At 70.1% G+C, this 21,352-nt stretch carries 18 protein-coding genes; 10 read left to right on the forward strand and 8 right to left on the reverse strand.

The window, feature by feature from the left end; genetic code table 11:
• Nucleotides 1-2: 2 nt before the first annotated feature.
• The gene (locus tag ACX938_RS03025) at nt 3-1,427 is read left to right on the forward strand and encodes a uracil-xanthine permease family protein (RefSeq protein WP_232754867.1); all 1,425 of its coding nucleotides are present in this window, start codon (nt 3-5) and stop codon (nt 1,425-1,427) included.
• 662 nt (nt 1,428-2,089) lie between these two features.
• Here ACX938_RS03025 and bhcD read toward each other — a convergent pair.
• The 4 genes from bhcD to bhcA form a co-directional block, all read right to left on the reverse strand.
• The gene (bhcD, locus tag ACX938_RS03030; RefSeq protein ID WP_459429931.1) at nt 2,090-3,055 is read right to left on the reverse strand and encodes an iminosuccinate reductase BhcD; all 966 of its coding nucleotides are present in this window, start codon (nt 3,053-3,055) and stop codon (nt 2,090-2,092) included.
• A gap of 115 nt (nt 3,056-3,170) precedes the next feature.
• Nucleotides 3,171-4,334 (reverse strand): 3-hydroxy-D-aspartate aldolase BhcC, encoded by a 1,164-nt coding sequence (gene bhcC / locus ACX938_RS03035; RefSeq protein WP_459429932.1) that lies wholly within the window; start codon nt 4,332-4,334, stop codon nt 3,171-3,173.
• A gap of 82 nt (nt 4,335-4,416) precedes the next feature.
• Nucleotides 4,417-5,385: a beta-hydroxyaspartate dehydratase BhcB gene (gene bhcB, locus ACX938_RS03040; RefSeq protein ID WP_459429933.1), complete on the reverse strand. Its 969-nt coding sequence runs from the start codon at nt 5,383-5,385 to the stop codon at nt 4,417-4,419.
• The gene (gene bhcA, locus ACX938_RS03045) at nt 5,385-6,575 is read right to left on the reverse strand and encodes an L-aspartate--glyoxylate aminotransferase BhcA (RefSeq protein WP_459429934.1); all 1,191 of its coding nucleotides are present in this window, start codon (nt 6,573-6,575) and stop codon (nt 5,385-5,387) included. The genes bhcB and bhcA overlap by 1 nt, the downstream gene beginning before the upstream one ends.
• 168 nt (nt 6,576-6,743) lie before the next feature.
• Here bhcA and bhcR point away from each other — a divergent pair, with 168 nt between their 5' ends.
• Nucleotides 6,744-7,580 (forward strand): HTH-type transcriptional regulator BhcR, encoded by an 837-nt coding sequence (bhcR, locus tag ACX938_RS03050; RefSeq protein ID WP_459429935.1) that lies wholly within the window; start codon nt 6,744-6,746, stop codon nt 7,578-7,580.
• A gap of 772 nt (nt 7,581-8,352) precedes the next feature.
• Here bhcR and ACX938_RS03055 read toward each other — a convergent pair.
• From ACX938_RS03055 to ACX938_RS03065, 3 genes are all read right to left on the reverse strand, one after another.
• The gene (locus ACX938_RS03055) at nt 8,353-9,186 is read right to left on the reverse strand and encodes a bifunctional allantoicase/(S)-ureidoglycine aminohydrolase (protein ID WP_459429936.1); all 834 of its coding nucleotides are present in this window, start codon (nt 9,184-9,186) and stop codon (nt 8,353-8,355) included.
• Nucleotides 9,187-9,524: 338 nt separating this feature from the next.
• On the reverse strand, nt 9,525-10,445 hold the full coding sequence (locus ACX938_RS03060) for an SDR family NAD(P)-dependent oxidoreductase (protein WP_232754874.1): 921 nt from the start codon (nt 10,443-10,445) through the stop codon (nt 9,525-9,527).
• A 29-nt stretch (nt 10,446-10,474) separates the two neighbouring features.
• On the reverse strand, nt 10,475-11,272 hold the full coding sequence (locus tag ACX938_RS03065; protein ID WP_459429937.1) for an IclR family transcriptional regulator: 798 nt from the start codon (nt 11,270-11,272) through the stop codon (nt 10,475-10,477).
• A gap of 89 nt (nt 11,273-11,361) precedes the next feature.
• Here ACX938_RS03065 and ACX938_RS03070 point away from each other — a divergent pair, with 89 nt between their 5' ends.
• From ACX938_RS03070 to ACX938_RS03105, 8 genes are all read left to right on the forward strand, one after another.
• On the forward strand, nt 11,362-12,528 hold the full coding sequence (locus tag ACX938_RS03070) for an acyl-CoA dehydrogenase family protein (RefSeq protein ID WP_232754876.1): 1,167 nt from the start codon (nt 11,362-11,364) through the stop codon (nt 12,526-12,528).
• Nucleotides 12,529-12,530: 2 nt separating this feature from the next.
• Nucleotides 12,531-12,962 carry a PaaI family thioesterase gene (locus ACX938_RS03075; protein ID WP_232754877.1) on the forward strand — a complete coding sequence of 144 codons (432 nt, stop codon included), beginning with the start codon at nt 12,531-12,533 and terminating at the stop codon, nt 12,960-12,962.
• Between the two features lie 354 nt (nt 12,963-13,316).
• Entirely contained in the window at nt 13,317-13,697 is a 381-nt protein-coding gene (locus tag ACX938_RS03080) for a Zn-ribbon domain-containing OB-fold protein (RefSeq protein WP_232754878.1), read from the forward strand.
• Nucleotides 13,694-14,854 (forward strand): thiolase, encoded by a 1,161-nt coding sequence (locus ACX938_RS03085; protein ID WP_459429938.1) that lies wholly within the window; start codon nt 13,694-13,696, stop codon nt 14,852-14,854. Before ACX938_RS03080 ends, ACX938_RS03085 begins: the two co-directional genes overlap by 4 nt.
• The gene (locus ACX938_RS03090) at nt 14,851-16,947 is read left to right on the forward strand and encodes an acetate--CoA ligase family protein (RefSeq protein ID WP_459429939.1); all 2,097 of its coding nucleotides are present in this window, start codon (nt 14,851-14,853) and stop codon (nt 16,945-16,947) included. Before ACX938_RS03085 ends, ACX938_RS03090 begins: the two co-directional genes overlap by 4 nt.
• A gap of 1 nt (nt 16,948) precedes the next feature.
• On the forward strand, nt 16,949-17,815 hold the full coding sequence (locus ACX938_RS03095) for a MaoC/PaaZ C-terminal domain-containing protein (RefSeq protein WP_459429940.1): 867 nt from the start codon (nt 16,949-16,951) through the stop codon (nt 17,813-17,815).
• Nucleotides 17,812-18,573: an enoyl-CoA hydratase/isomerase family protein gene (locus ACX938_RS03100; RefSeq protein ID WP_459429941.1), complete on the forward strand. Its 762-nt coding sequence runs from the start codon at nt 17,812-17,814 to the stop codon at nt 18,571-18,573. Before ACX938_RS03095 ends, ACX938_RS03100 begins: the two co-directional genes overlap by 4 nt.
• Before the next feature lie 17 nt (nt 18,574-18,590).
• On the forward strand, nt 18,591-20,045 hold the full coding sequence (locus tag ACX938_RS03105) for a hypothetical protein (protein ID WP_232754883.1): 1,455 nt from the start codon (nt 18,591-18,593) through the stop codon (nt 20,043-20,045).
• Here the strand turns inward: ACX938_RS03105 and ACX938_RS03110 are convergent.
• Complete coding sequence (locus ACX938_RS03110; protein WP_459429942.1) at nt 20,023-21,213, reverse strand: CaiB/BaiF CoA transferase family protein; 1,191 nt, start codon at nt 21,211-21,213, stop codon at nt 20,023-20,025. The two genes, ACX938_RS03105 and ACX938_RS03110, sit on opposite strands and share 23 nt — an antisense overlap.
• Nucleotides 21,214-21,352: the final 139 nt, after the last annotated feature.

Genomic DNA, 21,352 nt, shown 5'->3' on the forward strand with positions numbered 1-21,352 from the left:
CCATGGCTGATGCATCCATCGGGACCGCGGAGGAGCTGCGCGACCCCAATTACACGCCGCCCATCGCACAGGCGGTGCCGCTCGGCATCCAGCACGTGCTGGCGATGTTCGTCTCGAACGTCACCCCGGCGATCATCGTCTGCGGCGCGGCGGGCTTCGGCTTCGGCTCGAACAGCCCGGACTTCCCCGAGATGATCTACATGATCCAGATGTCGATGTTCTTCGCGGGCATCGCCACGCTCTTCCAGTCGATCGGCGTGGGCCCGGTGGGCGCGCGGCTGCCGATCGTCCAGGGCACGAGCTTCGCCTTCATCCCGATCATGATCCCGCTGGTCGCGGGCAAGGGCGTCGACGCCATCGCGGTCTTGATGGGCGGGGTGCTTGTGGGCGGCCTCTTCCACGCGGTGCTGGGCCTGTTCATCGGGCGGATCCGCTTCGCGCTGCCGCCCCTGGTGACCGGCCTCGTGGTGACCATGATCGGCCTGGCGCTCGTGAAGGTCGGCATCCAGTACGCCGCGGGCGGCGTCCCGGCGATCGACACGCCGGAATACGGCTCGGCGCTGAACTGGTCGATGGCGGGCGTGGTGATCCTGGTGACCCTGGCGCTGAAGTTCTTCGCCCGGGGCATGCTGTCGCTTTCGGCGGTGCTCCTGGGGCTTCTGGCGGGCTATGCCTTCGCCTTCGTCATGGGGCAGGTGAACCTCGGCAACGTCGGCCGCGCGGCGAGCTTCGCGCTGCCCGATCCGCTGCACTTCGGGCTCGAGTTCTCGGTCGCGGCGATCCTGGGCTTCTGCCTCATGGCCTTCGTCTCGGCGGTCGAGACGGTGGGTGACGTCTCGGGCATCACCAAGGGCGGCGCGGGCCGCGAGGCCACCGACCGCGAGATCCAGGGCGCGACCTATGCCGACGGTTTCGGCACCGCGATCTCGGGGCTTTTCGGGGCGCTGCCCAACACCTCCTTCAGCCAGAACGTCGGGCTGATCGCCATGACCGGCGTGATGAGCCGCCACGTGGTGACCATCGGGGCTTTGTTCCTGATCGCCTGCGGGCTGGTGCCGAAGATCGGCGCGGTGATCTCCTCGGTGCCGATCGAGGTGCTGGGCGGCGGTGTGATCGTGATGTTCGGCATGGTGGTCGCGGCGGGCATCTCGATGCTCTCCGACGTGACCTGGAACCGCCGCAACATGGTGATCTTCGCGATTGCCCTGTCGCTGGGCCTGGGGCTGCAGCTCGAGCCCAACGCGCTGCAATACCTGCCGGGCACGCTGAAGGTGCTGGCGACCTCGGGCATCCTGCCCGCGGCGCTGATCGCCATCGTGCTGAACCTGGTGCTGCCCGAGGAGCTGTCCGGTGAGAGCACCGAGGAGGTCTCGGGCGGCATGTCCGGCCACGCGCGCGGCAGCTTCACCCGCGACGAACGCGGGTGAGGTTTGGGGCGGGGGCCTTTGGGGCCCCTCGCTTGCGCCGGGGTGCGGTGGTGAGGCGGTCCAGGCCGGGGGGGGAGACAATGGGTGCTGGTCTCTCACGCTCGGCCTAGCTCGCGCCGCACCCCGCGCCTTGGCTCCTAAGACATAAGGCGGCGCTTCGTGCGCCGCCTTTTTCTGGACCGGGGACATCTTTCACGGCTCCCTGAGCGAGGACCGCTGCGGTCCGCCGCAACCAAATGCGACTGAACATCCAGAGGGACGGGCCCGCCATTAGGCCGCCCCCCCACCACAATCACCCCATTCAGTGCGTCGCGCCGTCCCAACCACCCGCTGCGCCCGGACCGCGCCGCAGGCGCAGGGCGCGCGCCGGACCGGCCCGGCGGTCTGGCGCTTTTGTGGGCGGTGTGCGCCGCTCGTCCGACAGAGGAACATGGTATCCATAAAGTGCATCGCTCAGAGGTCGGGAGCGCCAGCCCCCGGTCCGCCGCGCGCCCTGCGCCTGCGGCGGGCGTGGGAGGTGCCGCGAGGTCACCGTGAGTTGCCGACGGATGGGCGGGACACCCACGGTAGGCAATCGTCCAAACCCGCCCCCCTCACACCAAAACGGCCGGGCAACCGCCCGACCATCCCGCCTCGCTCCAAACCGCGAGAATGCCCCCGCGTCAGACCTCCACCTCGATCGCCACGCCTTTCTCCACCGCCAGGTCCACCACGGCGGCGGCGACGGCCAGGTCCTGCAGCCCGACCCCGGTGCCGTCGAAAAGCGTGATCTCCTCGTCCGAGCGGCGACCGGGATCGTCGCCGTTGATCACCGCGCCGAGCGTCTGGATGTCGCCCTCGCCGATCAGCCCTGAGGCCACCGCGTGCTGCGCCTCGCCGAGGCTCACCGCCTGCGCCACCTCGTCGGTGAAGACCCGGGCGCGGGCGAGAAGCGCGGGGTCGACCTCCTGCTTGCCCTTGGTGTCGGTGCCCATGCAGGCCAGATGCGTGCCGGGCGCCACCTGGTCGGCCCCGAGGATCGCCGCGAAGGAGGAGGTGATCGAGACGATCACATCAGCCGCGTGCATCTCGTCCAGCTCGACCGCCTGGAAGGGCACGCCCGCACCGCGCGCGACCTCTTCGAGGCCGGGCAGCATCTCGGGGTGCAGGTTCCAGCCGATCACCTTCTCGAAGGCGCGCTGTTCGAGCGCCGCGCGCAGCTGGAACTTCGCCTGGTGGCCCGCGCCGATCATGCCCAGGACCCGCGCGTCGCGCCGCGCCAGGTGCCGGATCGAGACCGCCGAGGCCGCCGCCGTCCGCAGCGCGGTCAGCAGGTTGCCCCCGACCATGGCCCGGGGCCGCCCGGTGTCGGGATCGAAGAGGAAGACCGTCGACTGGTGGTTGATGATCCCCTTCGTCTCGAGGTTGTTCGGCCAGTAGCCCCCGGCCTTCAGCCCCAGCGTCAGCCCCGAGCGGTCGAACCCGCCCTTGAAGCCATAAAGTGCGTCCTCGTGGCCCAGGGCCTCGCGCACCACGGGGAAGTTGTAGGCCTGGCCCGCGGCCATGGCGGCGAAGACCGCTTCGACGGCGTCAAAGGCCGCCTCGCGGGTCATCAGGTCGGCGATCTCGCGCTCGGGCACGATCAGCATGTCTGTCCTCCGTCCGAAATTCGTGCGTCCGCGCGCCACCGCCGGAGGGCGGGCATACGACGCGGACGGCTTCCCGGCCCCTCGCGGGCCGGGCCCTCCAGGATGCGCGGGGGCCTCAGTAGGCCTTGCCGCGCGCCGAGACCGGCCAGAGCGTCTCGACCTTGCCGCCCCGCACGCCGACATACCAGTCGTGCACATTGGCGGTCGGGTCGCAGTGGCCGGGCACCAGGCGCAGCTTCTCTCCGACCTTGAGGACGCCCTCGGGGTCGGCGATCACCCCGTGTTCGTCCGAGCATTTCACGTATTCCACATCCGTGCGGCCGAAGATCACCGGCAACCCGCTGTCGACCGATTGCGCCTTGAGGCCCGCGTCGCAGATCGCCTTCTCCGCCTTGGCGTGGCTCATCACCTGGGTCAGGAGGAACATCGCGTTCTCCCATTCGCCCTGGTCGATGCGCTTGCCCTCGGCGTCGAGGATGCGGCCATAGTCGGCGTCCATGAAGGCGTAGGAGCCGCATTGCAGCTCGTTGTAGACGCCCGAGTTGCTCTCGAAATAATAAGACCCGGTGCCGCCGCCACCGACGATGTCGCAGGTGAGGCCCTTGTCCTTCAGCCCGTCCACGGCGTCCTTCACCATGGCGACCGCCACGTCGATCTTGGCCTTGCGGTCCTCGTAGCTGTCGAGGTGCTGCATGGCGCCCTGGTAGGCCTGGATGCCGGCGAACTTCAGCCCCGGCGCGGCGTCGATGGCCTCGGCGATCTCGATCACCGCCGGCGTGGTGGTGACGCCGCAGCGGCCCGCGCCGCAGTCGATCTCGACCAGGCATTCGATCTCGGTGCCGTGTTTCTCGGCCGCGGCCGAAAGCTCGGCCACATTGGCCAGGTCGTCGACGCAGCAGATCGTCCGCGCGCCGAGCTTCGGCATCCGCGCCAGACGGTCGATCTTCTGCGGGTCGCGCACCTGGTTCGAGACCAGCACGTCGGTGATCCCGCCCCGGGCGAAGACCTCGGCCTCGGAGACTTTCTGGCAGCAGACCCCGCAGGCGCCACCCAGCTCGACCTGGAGCTTCGCCACGTCGACGGATTTATGCATCTTGCCGTGCACCCGGTGGCGCATGCCATGGGCGCGGGCGTAGTCGCCCATCTTCTTGATGTTGCGCTCGAGCGCGTCGAGGTCGAGCACCAGGCAGGGGGTCTGGATCTCGTCCGCCGACATGCCGGGCAGGGCGGGGACGTCGAAACCGACCTCGAGGTCGGAAAGCGAGAGGGGGGCGTTCATGGGGCGTCTCCTGTTGTCAGGTCTGTCTCGGTTTGCGCGGGGCCCGGGCGCGCGGCCCGGCCCCCCGCGAGGGAAAAGGGGGTCAGCCCGCCATCCAGGGCAGGCGGTCGAGGTCGACATTGCCGCCGGTCACGACCACGCCGACGCGCTTGCCGGCGAAGCGTTCGCGGTTCTTCAAGATCACCGCCAGGGGCACCGCGCAGGAGGGCTCCATGACGATCCGCAGGTATTTCCAGGTGATCTTCATGGCCTCGACGATCTCTTCCTCGGAGGCGGTGAGGATGTCGCTCACGTGGTTCGACACGAAGTGCCAAGTCAGGTCCTTGAGCGGCACCTTCAGCCCGTCGGCGATGGTCTCGGGCGCGTCGTCGGCGATGATATGCCCGGCCTTGAAGCTGCGCATCGCGTCGTCGGCCTGTTCGGGCTCGGCGGCGATGATCTGCACTTCGGGCGCCAGGGTCGAGAGCGTCAGGCAGGTGCCCGAAATCATGCCGCCGCCGCCGATCGGCGCGGTGACGACGTCGAGCCCCTCGGTCTGTTCCATCAGCTCCTTCGAGCAGGTGCCCTGGCCGGCGATCACGCGCGGGTCGTTGTAGGGATGCACGAACTCGCCGCCGGTCTCCTGCTGGACGCGGGCGAAGACCTCCTCGCGCGAGGAGGTCGAGGGCTCGCATTCGGTGACCTTACCGCCGTAGCGGCGCACCGCGTCCTTCTTGGCCTGGGGCGCGGTGCGCGGCATGACCACGTTGCAGGGAATGCCGCGGCGTCCGGCGGCGTAGCTCAGGCAGAGCGCGTGGTTGCCCGAGCTGTGCGTCGCAACGCCCAGCCTGGCCTGGTCCTCGTCGAGGCCGAAGACCGCGTTCGAGGCGCCGCGCACCTTGAAGGCGCCGGGCTCCTGCAGGTTCTCGCATTTGAAGAACAGCTTGGCGCCGGTCAGATCATCCAGGTGGTCCGAGGTCAGCACCGGGGTGCGGCGGATATGCGGGCGGATGCGGTCGTGCGCGGCCAGCATGTCCTCGTAGGTCGGGATATACATCGGGGCATCCTTCATCAGGCGGCGTCCTTGTGCAGCAGCGCCGGGTGGCCGCGGTAGTAATCCTGCGCCGCCGCGACGCCGGAGCCCAGGGTGATCTCGAGCCCGAGGTCCTTCATGCACATCTCCGCCGTGGCGATGCCCGAGAGCGTCATCACGTCGGTGAGGCTGCCGAGGTGGCCGATGCGGAAGACCTTGCCCGCGACCTCGCCGAGGCCGACGCCGAAGGCCACGCCATAGGTCTCGGCGGCATGGGTGACGATGCGCGTGGCGTCAAAGCCATCAGGCGTGCGGATGGCGCTGACGGTGTCGGAATAGACCTCGGGGGAGGTGGCACAAAGCTCGAGCCCCCAGGCCGCGACCGCGGCGCGGACGCCCTCGGCGATGCGGTGGTGGCGGGCGAAGACGTTGTCCAGCCCTTCGGCGAGCAGCATCCCGCAGGCCTCGTTCAGCCCGTTCATCAGCCCCACGGCGGGGGTATAGGGATAGGCGCTGTTGGCGTAGCCCTTGGCCATGTCGTGCACGTCGAAGAAGGTGCGCGGCAGGCGGGCGGTCCTGGTGGCCTCCATGGCACGCGCCGAGAAGCCGGTGATCGCGAGGCCCGCGGGCAGCATGAAGCCCTTCTGCGAGCCGGTGACGGCGACATCGACGCCCCAGTCGTCGAAGCGGAAGTCCATCGAGCCGATGGAGCTCACCCCGTCGACGAAAAGAAGTGCCGGGTGGCCCGCCGCATCCATCGCCCGGCGCACCGCGCCGATGTCCGAGCGCACGCCGGTCGCCGTCTCGTTGTGGGTCGCCAGCACGGCCTTGATTTCATGGCCTGTGTCGGCGCTCAGGATCTCTGCGTAGCGGTCGGCGGGGATGCCCGCGCCCCAGGGGGTCTCGACGATCTCGACCTCGAGCCCGTGGCGCTGGCACATGTCGATCCAGCGGTGGCTGAACATGCCGTTCCGCGCCGCCAGCACCTTGTCGCCGGGCGAGAGCGTGTTGCTCAGCGCCGTCTCCCAGCCGCCGGTGCCGGTGGCGGGGAAGATGAAGACCTCGGCGCTGTCGCTCTTCAGGATCCGCCGCACACCCGCGCGGGCGGGGTGCAGGATCTCGCCGAAGAGCGGCGAGCGGTGGTCGATCGTCGGCATGTCGCAGGCCTTGCGCAGCCGTTCGGGGATATTGGTCGGCCCCGGAATGAAAACCGGATTCTGAAAGCTCATCGGTGACTCCCTCCGTCGATGCAGACAGGATACGCCGGGGCGCGCCTCGGGGAAATTTTTTTAAAACCATTTTTCAGAAATGCAGGCGGCTGGATTTTTCGCCCGTTGTCAGGGGGTTGCGTTTTTCATATCGTGGGGGCGTTTTTCAGGGAAATGCGAAGGTGTGTCATGGAGAACCCGAAGACCGGCACCCGGCGGGCCCGCGGACGTCCGCGCCACTGGGACGACAAGACCGATCAGAACGTCATCAAGTCGCTCGATCGGGCGATGGAGGTCTTCGAATTCCTGAGCGAGGCCCAGGGCAAGGCGCTGACCGTGATCGCCGCCGAGATGAGCCAGTCGCCGGCCACGGTCTACCGCATCCTGATCACCCTCGAGGGGCGCGGGCTGGTGGAGTTCGACGCCGAGGAGCAGCTCTGGCACATCGGCCCGCGCGCTTTCGTGATCGGCGCGCGCTTCCTGCGCCGCACCAGCCTGGTCGACCGCGCCCGCCCGGTGCTGCGCAAGCTGATGGAGACCACGGGCGAGACCGCCAACCTCGGGGTCGAGCGCGAAGGCTCCGTGCTCTTCCTGAGCCAGGTCGAGACCCATGCCAGCATCCGCGCCTTCTTCCCGCCGGGCACGCTTTCGCCGATGCATGCCTCTGGGATCGGCAAGGCGCTCCTGGCGCATATGGATGCCGCGCGGCTCGATAGGCGGCTGGCCGAGGGCGGTCTCGGGGCCTTCACCGGCCGGACGATCACCGCGCCCGAGGCGCTGCGGGCCGACCTCGCCGAGATCCGCGCCCGGGGCTACGCGGTGGACGACGAGGAGAAAAACGCCGGCATGCGCTGCATCGCGGCGCCGGTCTTCGACATGACCGGCGAGGCGGTGGCCGGGATCTCCGTCTCTGGTCCCACGAGCCGGGTGGCGCGGGAGGAGATCGCCCGGTTGAGCGCCGCCGTCATGGCCGCCGCGCACGAGCTGAGCGCCGCGGTGGGCGGGACGGTTGGGGGTGCGGGGTGAAGGGGTGAGATTTGAGCGCCTCCAGCGCGACACCCACGCCGCTCCAAAGCAGCGCGGTCCCGCAGTCACCACGCTCCACTTGCGCCCGAATAGCATCGAAGATGCCGGGCGCGCGCCGGACCGGCCCCTTGGGCCGGCGCTCTTGTGGGCGAAGCGCATAACTCGCCTCTAGCCCTGACTTTGCCGGGATAAAGCGCCTCGCTCGGAGGTCGGCAGCGCCGGCCCCCGGTCCGGCGCGCGCCCTCTGGTGCGCCGTGTGTCGACCGGGGAGGGGGGCTGGTTGAGATGTGGGGCGGGAGCTCTGCGGTGTCGCTGTCTAGATCGTGCAAGCGTTCTCAGGAGCGGGCTCACCACCACCGCCTGTCACATCCCTGCACTTTCGCCCCCATTGCGCCCGAATAGCACCGAAGGTGCCGGACGCGCGCCGGCCCGGCCCGATGGGCCGGCGCTCCTGTGAGTGGTGCGCCTAACTCATCCCTAGCCCTGACCTTGTTGGGATAAAGCGCTCTGCTCAGAGGTCAGTAGCGCCGGCTCCCGGTCCGGCGCGCGCCCTCTGTTGCGCGGGGTGTCGACCGGGCAGGGGTGCTGGTTGAGAAGTGAGGCGGGAGCTCTGCGGCGTCGCTGTCTTGATCGATCAAGCGTTCTCAGGAGCTGGCTTACCAACACCCCATGTCATGTCCCTGAATTTTCGCCCGACTTGCCCCTTCCCTCCGAAAGGCATCAAAGATGCCGGGCGCGGGCTGCGACGGTTCCGCAAGTGACTAACCCCCCCTCACCGCCCGCCGCGCGGCCGCAGCGGCATGTGCCGGTTCACGTCCTTGTAGAGCAGATACCGGAACGGCCCCGGGCCGCCGGCGTAGCAGGCCTGCGGGCAGAAGGCGCGCAGCCACATGAAGTCGCCCGCCTCGACCTCGACCCAGTCGCGGTTCAGCCGGTAGACCGCCTTGCCCTCGAGCACGTAGAGCCCGTGCTCCATCACATGGGTCTCGAGGAAGGGGATCACCGCGCCGGGCTGCAGCGTGACGATGGTCACATGCATGTCGTGGCGCAGGTCGGTCGGATCGACGAAGCGCGTGGTGGCCCAGCGGCCCTCGGTGCCGGGCATGGGCGCGGGCGTGATGTCGGCCTCGTTCAGCACCAGCGGCTCGGGCGCCGAGAGCCCCGGCGCGGACTCGTAGGCCTTGCGGATCCAGTGGAAGCGCAGCGTCTCCGTCCCTCGGTTCCGGAGCGTCCAGCCCGAGGAGGGCGGCAGATAGGCGTAGCCCCCCGGGGTCAGCTCGTGGGTCTCGCCGCCGACCTCGAGAAGCGCGCTGCCTTCGACGACGAAGAGGACGCCCTCGGCCTCGGGGTCGCTCTCGGGGGCGTCGGAGCCGCCGCCCGGGGCGACCTCCATGATGTATTGCGAGAAGGTCTCGGAGAAGCCGCTCATCGGGCGGGCCAGCACCCAGAGGCGGGTGCCCTCCCAGCCGGGCAGGAAGCTCGTCACGATGTCGCGCATGGTGCCGCGGGGCAGCACGGCATAGGCCTCGGTGAAGACCGCGCGGTCGGTCAGGAGCTGGTCCTGGCCGGGGTGGCCGCCGGTCGGGGCGTAATAGGGGGCACTCATCGCGGCTCCGGGCATGGGGGATGGATGAGGGTGATAATGGCCCCCGCGCGCGCGGGCTGCCACCCGGCGCGGGGCGGGAAGTCTTTTCGGGAAGTTTTGATAATGGCGGGCGGCTCTTTTTCGACGCCTAAGAATGTGGGTGGGGCGGCGAGGGGGGCTTTGAATGCGTGAGGTGCTTTGAAATTCAGTCGGTCAGCCGACCAAGCGGCCGATGGCGGCGAACTTCAGACGCAAAAAAACTTAACGCCCACCAACTCCTTGCCTGCCGAAAGCGACCGCTCCCCGCCCGCACCAATCAAACCGCGCGCCCGAGGCTCCCCCCGGGCGCGCAAAACCCCTCAGACCGGATCCCAGGAGAACACATCCGCCGAGACATCCAGCGGCAGGAAGTTCGACCGGAGCGCCGGGATCGCCCGGGCGCCGACGCTGTCGATGTCCCAGCCCGCGTCGCCCGCATGCACCGAGCGCATCGGCCGGGGCTGCGACATCAGGAAGATCTCGTTGTTGCGCACCGCGAAGATCTGCCCGGTGACATCCTCGGCGGCATCCGAGGCGAGATAAAGCGCGAGCGGCGCGATCTTCGCGGGCACCATCTCGCGCAGCTTGGCCACGCGGGCCTCCTGCTCGGGGCTGTCGACCTTGATCGAAGAGGTCATCCGGCTCCAGGCAAACGGCGTGATGCAGTTCGAGCGCACATTCCAGCGCTTGAGGTCCAGCGCCATGCTCTTGGAGAGCGCCGCCACCCCCAGCTTGGCGGCCGAGTAATTCGCCTGGGCGTAGTTGCCGATCAGCCCCGAGGCCGAGGTCATGTTGATGATCGAGCCGGAATACTGCTCGCGGAAGACCTCGGAGGCGGCGCGGCTGACGTTGAAGGCCCCGTAGAGATGCACCTTCACCACCGCGTCGAAATTCTCGTAGGTCATCTTGTGGAAGAAGCCGTCGCGCAGGATCCCGGCGTTGTTGATCACCGCGTCGAGCCGCCCGAAGGCCTGGGTGGCCTGGGCGACCATGGCCTGCGCGCCTTCGGGGTCCGAGACGTCGTCGCCATTGGCGACCGCGCGCCCGCCGGCGGCCTCGATCTCGGCGACCACCTCGTCGGCGGCGCTGGTCTCGGCCTCGCCGGTCAGCGAGGCGCCGAGGTCGTTGACCACCACGCTGGCGCCGGCCTTGCCGGCCTCGGTGGCCAAGGCCCGGCCGATCCCGGCGCCCGCGCCGGTGATGAGGATGACCTTTCCGGTCAGCGGCAGTTGATTGGACATGGTTCCTCCCTGGACGTCCTGCAAAAGGCTCATTCGGCGGCCTGGCCCGCGCGCGGGGGCGCGCGGCGGCCGAAGATGTTGCGTTCGACCTGGCCGGCGGCATCGACCAGCTGGGCCGCGACGGCTGTCAGGTCCGCGGGCTCGTGCTGGCCGGTGATGGTGATGCTGCTCATCCCGAGACGCGGCGTGCCCTCGGCGTCGCGGGCCACGGCGGCGACGATCTCGAGCCCGCGGAAGAGGTTGCCGTGGTCGAAGGCGGCGCCGCTCTCGCGGGCCTGCGCGACATCGGCCCAGTAGCTCTCGAAACCCGGGGCCTTCTGCCAGCGCACGCTGTCGTAGCCGCGCCGCGCCTCGGCCTCTGACAGATCCAGCGCGGCGGCATAGCAGCGCCCGATGGCGCCCGCGAAGACCGGCAGGCGGCTGTTCTGCGACATCATCGCCTGCACGATGCGCGGCGCGGTGAAGCGGTCGATCAGCACGATCCGCTCCGAGGCGGTGATCTGCCAGAGCGCCAGCATGACCTGCTGGCTCTGGGCGATCTCGTTCATCAGCGGGCGAATCAGGTCCGCGGGATTGGCCCCGAGGATCGGCGCAACGACCTCCATGAGGCCCATGCCGATCCGGTAGGTCTTGTCCTCGGGGTCGAAGCTCAGAAGCCCCTCGTGGCTCAGCGTGCGCAGGATGTTGAAGGCAGACGAGACGTTCAGCCCGGTCTCGCGGGCGATCTGCGTGGCCCCCATGGGCGCGCCGCGCGCCGCCAGGAGCCGCAGGATGGCGGTCGCGTTCTGGACGGCGGGCACGGATTTTTGACGCGGCTGATCGGCCATGATATTTTCCTTGCGAAATTGCATTCAATATACAGAATGGCGCCGAGCGCACAAGTGGCGGTCGCCCCGCCGGACAAGGGAGAGGTTTCATGGCGAAGGATGTGGATGCGGATGTCTTCGGGCAGCTCGTCGCGACGGTGGAGCGGTTCGTTCGCGAGCGGCTGATCCCGGCTGAACGGAAGGTCGAGGAGGACGCCGAGGTGCCCGCCGAGATCGTCGCCGAGATGCGTGAGATGGGGCTCTTCGGCCTGTCGACGCCCGAGGCCTACGGCGGCATCGGTCTCTCTGCCTCGCAGGAGGCGCGCATCGTCGAGGCGCTCTGTTACGCCTCGCTGTCCTTCCGCTCGCTGCTCGGCACCAATGTCGGCATCGGCGCGCAGGGCATCGTCATGGACGGCACCGACGCGCAGAAGGACCGCTGGCTGCCGGGCATCGCCTCGGGCGAGACGGTGGCCTCTTTCGCGCTGACCGAACCGGACAACGGCTCGGACGCCGCGGGCATCCGCACCGCCGCGCGCCGCGACGGCTCGGACTTCGTGATCAACGGCACCAAGCGTTACATCACCAACGCGGTCTATGCCGGGGTCTTCACCGTCTTCGCCCGCACCGATCCCGAGAGCCGCGACGCGAGCGGCGTCTCGGCCTTCCTGGTGCCCGCCGACACCCCCGGCATCACGGTCGCCACCCCCGACCGCAAGATGGGCCAGCGCGGGACCAAGACCTCGGATGTGATCTTCGAGGACGTCCGGGTGCCCGAAAGCGCGATCATCGGCGGGCCCGACAAGCTCAACAAGGGGTTCCGCACCGCGATGAAGGTGCTCGACCGGGGCCGCATCCACGTCGGCGCCATGGCGGTGGGGCAGGGGCAGCGGATGCTCGACATCGCCACCGACTACGCGCTCGAGCGCAAGCAGTTCGGCAAGCCGATCGGCGAGCACCAGCTGGTGCAGGGCCTCCTGGCCGACTGCCAGGCCGACCTGCAGGCCGCCCGCGCGCTGGTGCGCGCCACCGCCGAGACCTTCGACCGCGAGGGCAAGGCGATCCTCGAGGCCTCCTGCACCAAGTATTTCTGCACCGAGGCCGCCGGGCGCATCGCCGACCGCGCGCTGCAGGTGCATGGCGGCGCGGGCTACATGTCGGAATACGATATCGAGCGCTTCTACCGCGACGTGCGGCTTCTGCGGATCTACGAGGGCACCTCGCAGATCCAGCAGCTGATCATCGCGCGCCGGACCCTCGCGGATCGGGCGGCCTGAGCATGGAGGGAGCCCCCGAGGACGATGCCCCGCGCGGGCCCGCCGACCTGCCGCCGCAGTCCGAGTTCGCCAAGCTCGCCGGGATCCGGCTGGTGGAGGCGACGCTCGACCGGGTGATCTGCGAGATGGAGGTGACGCCGCAGCTCACCAACCGCAACGGCGTGCTACACGGCGGGGCGATGATGACCCTGGCCGACAACGCCGCGGGCAGCGTGGCCTTCATCAACATCCCCGCCTCGAAGTCGAACACCACGGTGGAGGCCAAGACCAACTTCCTGCGCGGCGTGAAGGTCGGCGACACGGTGCGCGCCACCTGCACCGCGCTGCACAGGGGGCGGACCACCATGGTCCTGCAGGTCGTGATGACCCGGGGCGACGGCAAGCAGGCGGCGGTGACCACGCAGACGCATCTGATCCTCGACTGGAACGGCTGAGGGGCGGGGCAGGGCGAATTGCGCTGCCCGGCTTGGGAAAGAGGGGCGCGGACATGGGCTGAGAGCGCCGCGAGGGGGAGACCCATAGGGAGGCGCTGAGACAGCCGGGGCAAGCGCAGCGCCGAGAGAGGGGGGAGACCCACGGCGACGCGCTGAGACAACCGGGGAGGCAGGCTGAGGAAAGGGCCGACCGGCAGAGGGCTCGGCGTGTGGGGCTAAGACGCACAGGAGGAGACGCCGCCCCGCCACCGCTCCGCCCCGCGCCACCCCAAGGCCCCGCGCCGCCCACCACTTTCTGCCCGGCCCGCAGGCCGGGACACGAGACGAACCGAAACCAAGGGAGAGAGACACGCGATGACCGCGCCCGAGACCGGGGCATCCGGCCCCGAAGCCACCTACAACGCCTTCCTCGCCGAGGGCCGCTTCATGATCCAGCACGCGCCGAGCACCGGCGAATACGTCTTCTACCCCCGGGTGGTCACGCCCGAGGGCGCCACCGACCTCGAGTGGGTCGAGGCCAAGGGGACTGGCACGCTCTACGCGATCACCGTCAACCGCTCGCGCCAGGGCGCCTACAACGTCGCGCTGGTCGAACTCGACGAGGGCGTGCGCATGATGTCGACCCTGCCCGGCGTCGAGACCGCAGAGATCGGCACCCGGCTCACCGCCCGCATCGAAGAGGCCGAGGCCGGCCCGCGGGTGGTCTTCGACATCGCGGAAGGAGGTGCGGCATGAGCGCGAATGGCAAGGATCTGCGCGGCAAATCCGCGATCGTGGGCATGGCGACCGCCGGCATGGGCGAGGCGCATGGCTTCTCCGCCATGGAGCTTCTGGGCCAGGCCGCCGTGGGCGCGCTGAAGGACGCCGGGCTGGGCCTCAAGGACGTCGACGGCGTCTTCGCGGCGACCTCCTCGCATGCCTTCCCGACCATGAGCGTGGTGGAATACCTCGGGCTGCGCCCGCGCTTCTTCGACGGCACCAATGTCGGCGGCTCGAGCTTCGAGATGCACCTGCTGCAGGCGACCATGGCGCTCGAGGCCGGGCTCTGCGACGTGGCGTTGGTCTGCTACGGCTCGAACCAGCGCACCGCGGGCGGCAAGCTTGTCTCCATGTCCGAGCCGCAGTGGCACGAGACGCCCTACAAGCCGCGCCACCCGATCACCGCCTATGGTCTCGCGGCCAGCCGGCACATGGCGGAATACGGCACCACGCGTGGGGATCTCGCCGATGTGGCGCTGGCGGCGCGGGACTGGGCGAACCTCAACCCCGAGGCCTTTGCGCGTGGGCCTTTGACCAAGGAGGAGGTGCTCGACGCGCGGATGATCTCGGACCCGCTGACCAAGGCCGACTGCTGCCTGGTCACCGATGGCGCCGCCGCGGTGGTGCTGACCCGCGCCGACCGCGCCAAGGACCACCACGACCGGCCCGCCTATGTGATGGGTGTGGGCGCGGCGAACTATCACCGCTCCATCGTGGAGATGCCGGACCTCGCGACCACCGCCGCCGTGGACAGCGGCAACCGCGCCTTCGAGATGGCCGGGGCCAGCCGCGCCGACATGGATGTGGTGATGCTCTACGATGCCTTCACCATCAACACGATCCTCTTCCTCGAGGACCTGGGCTTCTGCCCCAAGGGCGAGGGCGGGCGCTTCGTGCAGGACGGCCGCATCGCGCCGGGTGGCGAGCTGGCGGTGAACACCAATGGCGGCGGGCTCTCCTGCGTGCATCCCGGCATGTATGGGCTCTTCCTGATCGCCGAGGCGGTGACCCAGCTGCGCGGCGCGGGCGGCGACCGGCAGGTGGCTGACGCGACGCTGGCGCTGTGCCACGGCAACGGCGGGACGCTCTCGAGCCAGTGCACCGCGATCCTCGGGACGGAGGCCGCGCTGTGACCTCGCTTCCCGACATCGACGGGCTGCTCGCCCCCCGGAGCGTGGCGATCATCGGCGCCTCCGACGACCCGACCCGCATCGGCGGACGGCCCATCGCGGCGATGCTGCGCTCGGGTTACGCCGGAAAGATCCTGCCGGTGAACCCCAAGCGCGACAGCGTGCAGGGCATTCCCTGCTTCGCCTCGGTCGCCGATCTGCCCGAGGCGCCGGATGCCGCGCTGATCGCCGTGCCCGCCAAGCTGGTGCCCGAGACGATCACCGCGCTGGGCGCCAAGGGCTGCAAGGCCGCAACGCTCTTCTCGGCGGGCTTCGCCGAGACCGGCGAGGACGGCGAGGCGGCGCAGCGCGACCTCCTGGATCTGGCCCGCGCCCAGGGCGTGCGGCTGCTGGGGCCCAACACGCTGGGCGTCTACAACGTCGACCTGGGCTATTACGGCACCTTCTCCTCCTCGCTCGACACCGGCCACCCGCGGCCCGGCAACATCGGCATCGCCAGCCAGTCCGGCGCCTTCGGGGCGCATCTCGGCGCGCTGGCGCGCGACCGGCGGCTCGGCTCCTCGATCCTGATGACCACCGGCAACGAGGCCGACATCTCGGTCGCCGAGGCGATCCGCTGGATGGCCGAGAGCGACACCACCGAGGTGATCTGCGCCTACATGGAGGCGATCAACGACGCGCCGGCTTTCCTTTCCGCGCTCGACGCGGCGCGGGACGCGGGCAAGCCGGTCTTCGCGCTGAAGGCCGGGCGCTCGGCGGTGGGGGCGCGGGCCGCGGCCTCGCATACCGCTTCGCTGACCGGCGACGCGGCGGTGGCCGACGCGGTGCTCGAGGATCACGGCGCCATCGTGGTGCGCGACCCCGAGACCATGATGGACTACGCCTATGTCGCCTCGAAGAAGGTCTTTCCCGACCGCCATTCGCTGGGGGTGATCACCATCTCCGGCGGCGCGGGCATCGTGATCTCGGACGAGGCCGAGCGCATCGACTTCCCCATGCCCGCCATGCCCGCGCCGACGCAGGCGCGGCTGAAGGAGGTGCTGCCCTATGCCTCGCCCGCCAATCCGCTCGATTGCACGGCGCAGGCGCTGAACGACCCGACGCTGCTCGAGACCTTCACCCGGGCGGCGCTGGAAGAGGGCGGTTACGGCGCGATCCTGAGTTTCCTGACCTATGTCGCGGGCAGCCCGGCGCTCTGTGACACGATCCTGGCGGCCACGAAGACCCTGCGCGAGGCCTATCCCGACCGCATCATCGCCTTCTGCGCGCTGGGCGACCCGGAGGTGCTGCGCCGCTACGACGAGGCGGGCATCCTGGTCTTCGAAGACCCCTGCCGCGCGGCCCGGGCGCTCGACATGGCCTGCCGCCTCGGCGCGGCCCGCGCGGAACCCCGGCGCGCGCTGCCGGAGCCGGCCAAGGTCACGCTGCCCGCGCGCACCCCGAACGAGGCCGAGGCGCAGCGCCTTCTGGGCGAGGCGGGCCTGCCCGCCGCCCCGCAGGAGGCCGTGCGCGACCCCGAAGCAGCCGTCGCGGCAGCCGAGGCCATGGGCTACCCGGTGGTGATGAAGGTGCTCTCGCCCGACATCCTGCACAAATCCGACATCGGCGCGGTGAAGCTGAACCTCTCCGACGCGGACGCCGTCCGCGCCGCCTATGCCGAGATCGCGGCGGCGGTGGCACAGAGGGCACCCGAGGCGCGGATCGAGGGCACGCTGGTGGCCAAGCAGCTCTCGGGCGGGGTGGAATGCCTCATGGGCATCAGCCGCGACCCGACCTTCGGGCCGGTGGCGGTCTTCGGGCTGGGCGGCATCTACGTCGAGATCCTGAACGACGTGGCGCTGAAGCCCTGTCCCTTCGACGAGGCGACCGCGCGCGAGATGATCCTCTCGATCCGGGGCGCGGAGATCCTGACGGGCGCGCGCGGGCAGGGGGCGGTCGATATCCCCGCGCTGGCGCGGATGCTCTCGGACCTGTCGCGCTTCGCGGCGGGCGCGGGCGAGCGGCTCACTTCGATCGACCTCAACCCCGTCGTCGCCATGCCCGAGGGTCAGGGCGCATACGCGCTCGACGCCGTGATCGAGATCGAGGAGGGCTGAGATGGCGATCGACTACGACCACCTGATGAACTTCGACATCCCCGAGGTGCGGCAGGGCTACGGTCCCCGCGACTGGGCGCTCTACGCGCTGTCGGTGGGCATGGGGCAGGACCCGATGGACCGCGCGCAGCTGGCCTATGCCGGCGCTCTCTCCGATGACGCGCGGGTCATGCCGGCGCTCGTCAACGTGCTGGGCCACCCGGGCTTCTGGCTCAGCGATCCGGCCACCGGCGTCGACGCGCTGAAGCTGGTGCACGGCGAGCAGGGCATGACGATCCACGCCGATCTGCCCGAGGCCGCGACGGTGATCGGCAAGACCCGGGTGACCGGGCTGGTCGACAAGGGCGAGGGCAAGGGCGCGCTTCTCTACTACGAGAAGACCCTGCACGACGAGGCGACCGGCACCCATCTGGCCACCTGCCGGGGCACCACCTTCCTGCGCGGCGACGGCGGCTTCGGCGGGCCAGAGGGGCCGGTGAAGAAACCCCATGTCCTGCCCGACACCCCGCCCGACCATGCCTTCGAGACCCCGACCCGGCCCGAGCAGGCGCTGCTTTACCGCTGGAACGCCGACCCGAACCCGCTGCACCTCGACCCTGCCGTGGCCGAGAAGGCGGGCTTCGAACGGCCGATCCTGCACGGGCTCGCGACCTTCGGCGCGGCGGCCCATGCGCTGCTGGCGGTGCTCTGCGGCTACGACGCGCGGCGCTTCGGCAGCATGGACGCCCGCTTCACCGCGCATGTCTTCCCCGGCGAGACGCTGCGCACGGAAATCTGGACCGACGGCTCCTTCCGCACCATCGCGGTCGAACGCGACAAGCAGGTGATCGGCAACGGGCTGTTCCAACCCCGACAGGAGACGAGATGAGCCTGAAGATCACCACCGAGGAGGGCGGCATCCGCGTCCTCACCCTGAGCGACCCCGACCGCCGCAACCCCCTTGGCCACGCGGTCCGCATCGAGCTGGCCCGCGCCCTGGCCGAGGCCGAGGGCGACGCCGCGGTGCGGGGTGTCGTCCTGACCGGCGCGGGCGGGCATTTCTGCGTCGGCGGCGACATCCGCGACCAGGGCGAGCGCAGCGCCGCCGAACACCGCGAACGTTTCGCGGTGATCAAGGACATGGTTGGCCGCATGGTGCGGTTCTCCAAGCCCCTGGCCGCGGCGGTCGAGGGCTGGGCCGCGGGCGGCGGCATGGCCCTGGCCATGGCCTGCCCGCATGTGGTTGCGAGCCGCGAGGCGCGCTTCGTCGCGAGCTTCACCAAGATCGGGCTGATCCCCGACATGGGGCTTCTCGCGACCCTGCCGGCGCGCATCGGCGCGGCCCGCGCGCGCCGTCTGATCCTGAACAACCGTGCGGTGACCGCCGAGGAGGCCGAGCGCCTCGGCATGGTCGAGGAACTGGCCGAGCCGGGCGGGGCGCTTGAGGCCGCGCTGGCCCAGGTCCGCGCCGAGGCCGAAGCCGCCCCCCTGCCGCGCCACTACGTGATCGACTGGTTCGCCCGCGAGGTGGACGCCGCGCTCGACTACGAGCGGCAGGTGCAGCCCGACCTTCTGAACAGCGCCGATGCCGCCGAGGGCCGCGCCGCCTTCTTCGAGAAGCGCAAGCCCGCCTTCACGGGCCGCTGAGGCCGGAAAGGAGCCATATGACCGACAGCACGGCTGCGCGCGCGGCGGACCGCCCGGGGCCCGAGGTGCGGCACCGGGGCCTGCGCGCGGGTCTCATGGGCCTGGTGATCGCCACGGCGATCCTCCTGGTCTTCGTGGATGCGCTCTGGCTCGACGCGCTGGGGGCGGTGGCGCTGGCGGGCTTCCTGGTGCTGGGCTGGCGGCAGTTCAGCGTCGGCACCTGGGTGCCGCTGATCCTGTCGCTCGGGGCGCTGGTCACGGCGCTCCTGCGCGAGGTGCCGACCGAGGTGCTGATCGCCGCGGTCGAGCGGATGATCTTCCTCGCCGCGCTGATCGCGGTCCTGAACGCGCTGCGCTCGGCGGCGCTGATCGCCCCCGAGGTGGCGCGGGCGGGCGCCTTCCTGACCGGCCAGCCGGCCTCGCGGCGCTATATCTCGCTGGTCCTCGGCGGGCATCTTTTCGGGGTGCTGATCAACTTCGGCGGGCTGGCGCTCCTGCTCGATCTGACCAAGCGCTCGATGGAGAGCGCCGCCACCCGCGCGCTGCCCGAGGAGATCCGCGAGGTGAAGCTGCGACGCATGTCGCTGGCGGTGGTGCGCGGCTTCGGGCTCATTTCGCTCTGGTCGCCGCTGGGTTTTGCCACCAACGCGCTGCTGATCACCCTGCCGGGGCTCGATTACCTGGAGTTCGGGCCGATCGGCTTTGCCATGTCCTTCGTCTTCGTGGGCATCGGCTGGCTCTTCGACCGTTTCGCCGGGCGGCGCTACCGCAACCTGCCGCTGCCGCGCCCGAGCCCACCCGAGGGCGCCTGGCGCGGGGCGGCGCTGCTGGTGGGCCATGTGCTTGTGGTGGGTGGATCGGTCTTCCTGCTGCACGCGCTTTCGCCCGTGACCTTCCAGGAATCGCTGATCCTGGTGGTGCCGAGCTACGCGCTGATCTGGGCCGCGGCCTCGGGGCTGCGCACCGGCGGCGGCGCGCTTGGCGGCGCGCGGGCGGCGATCCGGGACTACCGCGGGCGGCTGCCGCTCATGGGGGCCGAAGTCGGGGTCTTCGCCTCGGCGGGCTTCCTGCCGGTCCTGCTGTTGGCGCTGATCCCCACCGAGGCCATCCAGGCGCAGGTGGCGCTGCTGGGGCTCGGCGCGGTGCCGATCGCCATGATGGTCTCGGTCGGCATCCTGGTCTTCGCGCTGATCGGCATCAATCCGATCGTCTCGACCTCGGTCCTGGGCTCCATGGCGCTGCAGCTCGAGGTCGCGGGGCTCGGGCCCCAGGCCATCGCGCTGGCGGCCATCGGCGGCTGGACCGCGGTGATCGGGCTGTCGCCCTTCATCACCACGATCATCCTCGCCTCGACCATCGTCGGCCGCTCGGTCTGGCGCGTGGGGCCGGGCTGGAACGGGGCCTATTGCGCGACGATCCTCGTCGTCTGGCTGGTCTTCATGGCGGTGCTCATGGGGTCCGGGCTTGTCTGAGGGGCGGGCCATCCATCGCCTCGGCCGCGCTGCGGACCTCGGGGTCGAACTCGGCGCGGATCGCTGCGCCGTGCTGGTCCAGCGCGGGGCTCTCGCCCGCCTCCAGCCGCCGCGCCCCGTCGACCAGCGCCGGCGGCGCGGGCAGGGGGATGCGCGCGCCGCCCGGCACGCACACCTCGGCGGTGGTGGTCTGCGGATGGGCGATCAGCCCGTCGAGGTCGTTGACCCGCGCGAAGGCGATGTTGCTTTCCATGAGCCGCTCGGTGATCCGCGCCACCTCGAGGCCCGCGAAGACCTGCGCCACGGCGGCGTCGACCTCGGCGCGATGCGCGACCCGGTCGGTGTTGGTGGCCATCTCGGGAGCCTCGATCAGCTCGGGCCGGGCCAGCACCTCGCGGGCGAAGATCGCCCATTCGCGGTCGTTCTGGATCGAGATCAGGACCGGCACGCCATCGGCGCTCTCGAAGACGCCGTAAGGCGAGATCGAGGGATGCGCGAGCCCGATGCGCTTCGGCGGCTTGCCCGCGGCGGCGTGCAGATAGGGCACCGCCAGCCAGTCGGCGATGACGTCGAACATGGAGATATGGATGTCGCAGCCGCGCCCGGTCACGCCGCGCTGGATCAGGCTTTCGAGGATCGCCGACTGCGCCGCCGCGCCGGTGGCGATGTCGACCATGGAGATGCCGACGCGGGCCGGGGCCTCGGGACCGCCGGTGATGCTCGAGAGGCCCGACTCGGCCTGGATCAGCAGGTCGTAGGCCTTGCGCTGCGCGTAAGGACCGGTCTCGCCGTAGCCGCTGATCCCGCAGGTGATGAGCCGGGGGTTGCGCTGGCGCAGGACCTCGGGGCCCAGCCCCTTGCGGGCCAGCGCGCCGGGCTTGAGGTTCTGCACGAAGACATCGGCGCGGTCGGTCAGCGCCAGAAGCAGCGCGCGGTCTTCCTCCTGCCCGAGGTCCAGCGCCAGCGATTCCTTGCCTCGGTTCAGCCAGACGAAATAGCTGCTCTCGCCGCCCGCGACGCCATCGTAGCCCCGGGCGAAATCGCCCTCGGGCCGTTCGACCTTGATCACCCGCGCGCCGGCATCGGCCAGCCGCGAGGTGCAATAGGGTGCGGCGACGGCCTGTTCGATCGAGACGACCAGGAGGCCCTCGAGTGGTCTGCCTGACATGATATCCTCCCTTCGCGGGGCCTGACCGCCCCCTTGAAGGGCACGCTAGCGCGCCGCCTGTCATGCCGCAAAGGCTATGGCGGTATTTCAGTCATGCTTTTGTGGCATGTCGCGGAGAGGGCTCACGCCGGCGTCGGGC

Source organism: Roseivivax sp. (assembly GCF_054552075.1).

Excerpts from the sequence above, each read along its gene's own strand:
- ACX938_RS03025 (WP_232754867.1), top strand. The coding sequence starts at position 3 with ATGGCTGATGCATCCATCGGGACCGCGGAGGAGCTGCGCGACCCCAAT.
- bhcD (WP_459429931.1), bottom strand. The coding sequence starts at position 3,055 with ATGCTGATCGTGCCCGAGCGCGAGATCGCCGACCTGATGACCCGCGAG.
- bhcC (WP_459429932.1), bottom strand. The coding sequence starts at position 4,334 with ATGAACGCCCCCCTCTCGCTTTCCGACCTCGAGGTCGGTTTCGACGTC.
- bhcB (WP_459429933.1), bottom strand. The coding sequence starts at position 5,385 with ATGAAGGATGCCCCGATGTATATCCCGACCTACGAGGACATGCTGGCC.
- bhcA (WP_459429934.1), bottom strand. The coding sequence starts at position 6,575 with ATGAGCTTTCAGAATCCGGTTTTCATTCCGGGGCCGACCAATATCCCC.
- bhcR (WP_459429935.1), top strand. The coding sequence starts at position 6,744 with ATGGAGAACCCGAAGACCGGCACCCGGCGGGCCCGCGGACGTCCGCGC.
- ACX938_RS03055 (WP_459429936.1), bottom strand. The coding sequence starts at position 9,186 with ATGAGTGCCCCCTATTACGCCCCGACCGGCGGCCACCCCGGCCAGGAC.
- ACX938_RS03060 (WP_232754874.1), bottom strand. The coding sequence starts at position 10,445 with ATGTCCAATCAACTGCCGCTGACCGGAAAGGTCATCCTCATCACCGGC.
- ACX938_RS03065 (WP_459429937.1), bottom strand. The coding sequence starts at position 11,272 with ATGGCCGATCAGCCGCGTCAAAAATCCGTGCCCGCCGTCCAGAACGCG.
- ACX938_RS03070 (WP_232754876.1), top strand. The coding sequence starts at position 11,362 with ATGGCGAAGGATGTGGATGCGGATGTCTTCGGGCAGCTCGTCGCGACG.
- ACX938_RS03075 (WP_232754877.1), top strand. The coding sequence starts at position 12,531 with ATGGAGGGAGCCCCCGAGGACGATGCCCCGCGCGGGCCCGCCGACCTG.
- ACX938_RS03080 (WP_232754878.1), top strand. The coding sequence starts at position 13,317 with ATGACCGCGCCCGAGACCGGGGCATCCGGCCCCGAAGCCACCTACAAC.
- ACX938_RS03085 (WP_459429938.1), top strand. The coding sequence starts at position 13,694 with ATGAGCGCGAATGGCAAGGATCTGCGCGGCAAATCCGCGATCGTGGGC.
- ACX938_RS03095 (WP_459429940.1), top strand. The coding sequence starts at position 16,949 with ATGGCGATCGACTACGACCACCTGATGAACTTCGACATCCCCGAGGTG.
- ACX938_RS03100 (WP_459429941.1), top strand. The coding sequence starts at position 17,812 with ATGAGCCTGAAGATCACCACCGAGGAGGGCGGCATCCGCGTCCTCACC.
- ACX938_RS03105 (WP_232754883.1), top strand. The coding sequence starts at position 18,591 with ATGACCGACAGCACGGCTGCGCGCGCGGCGGACCGCCCGGGGCCCGAG.
- ACX938_RS03110 (WP_459429942.1), bottom strand. The coding sequence starts at position 21,213 with ATGTCAGGCAGACCACTCGAGGGCCTCCTGGTCGTCTCGATCGAACAG.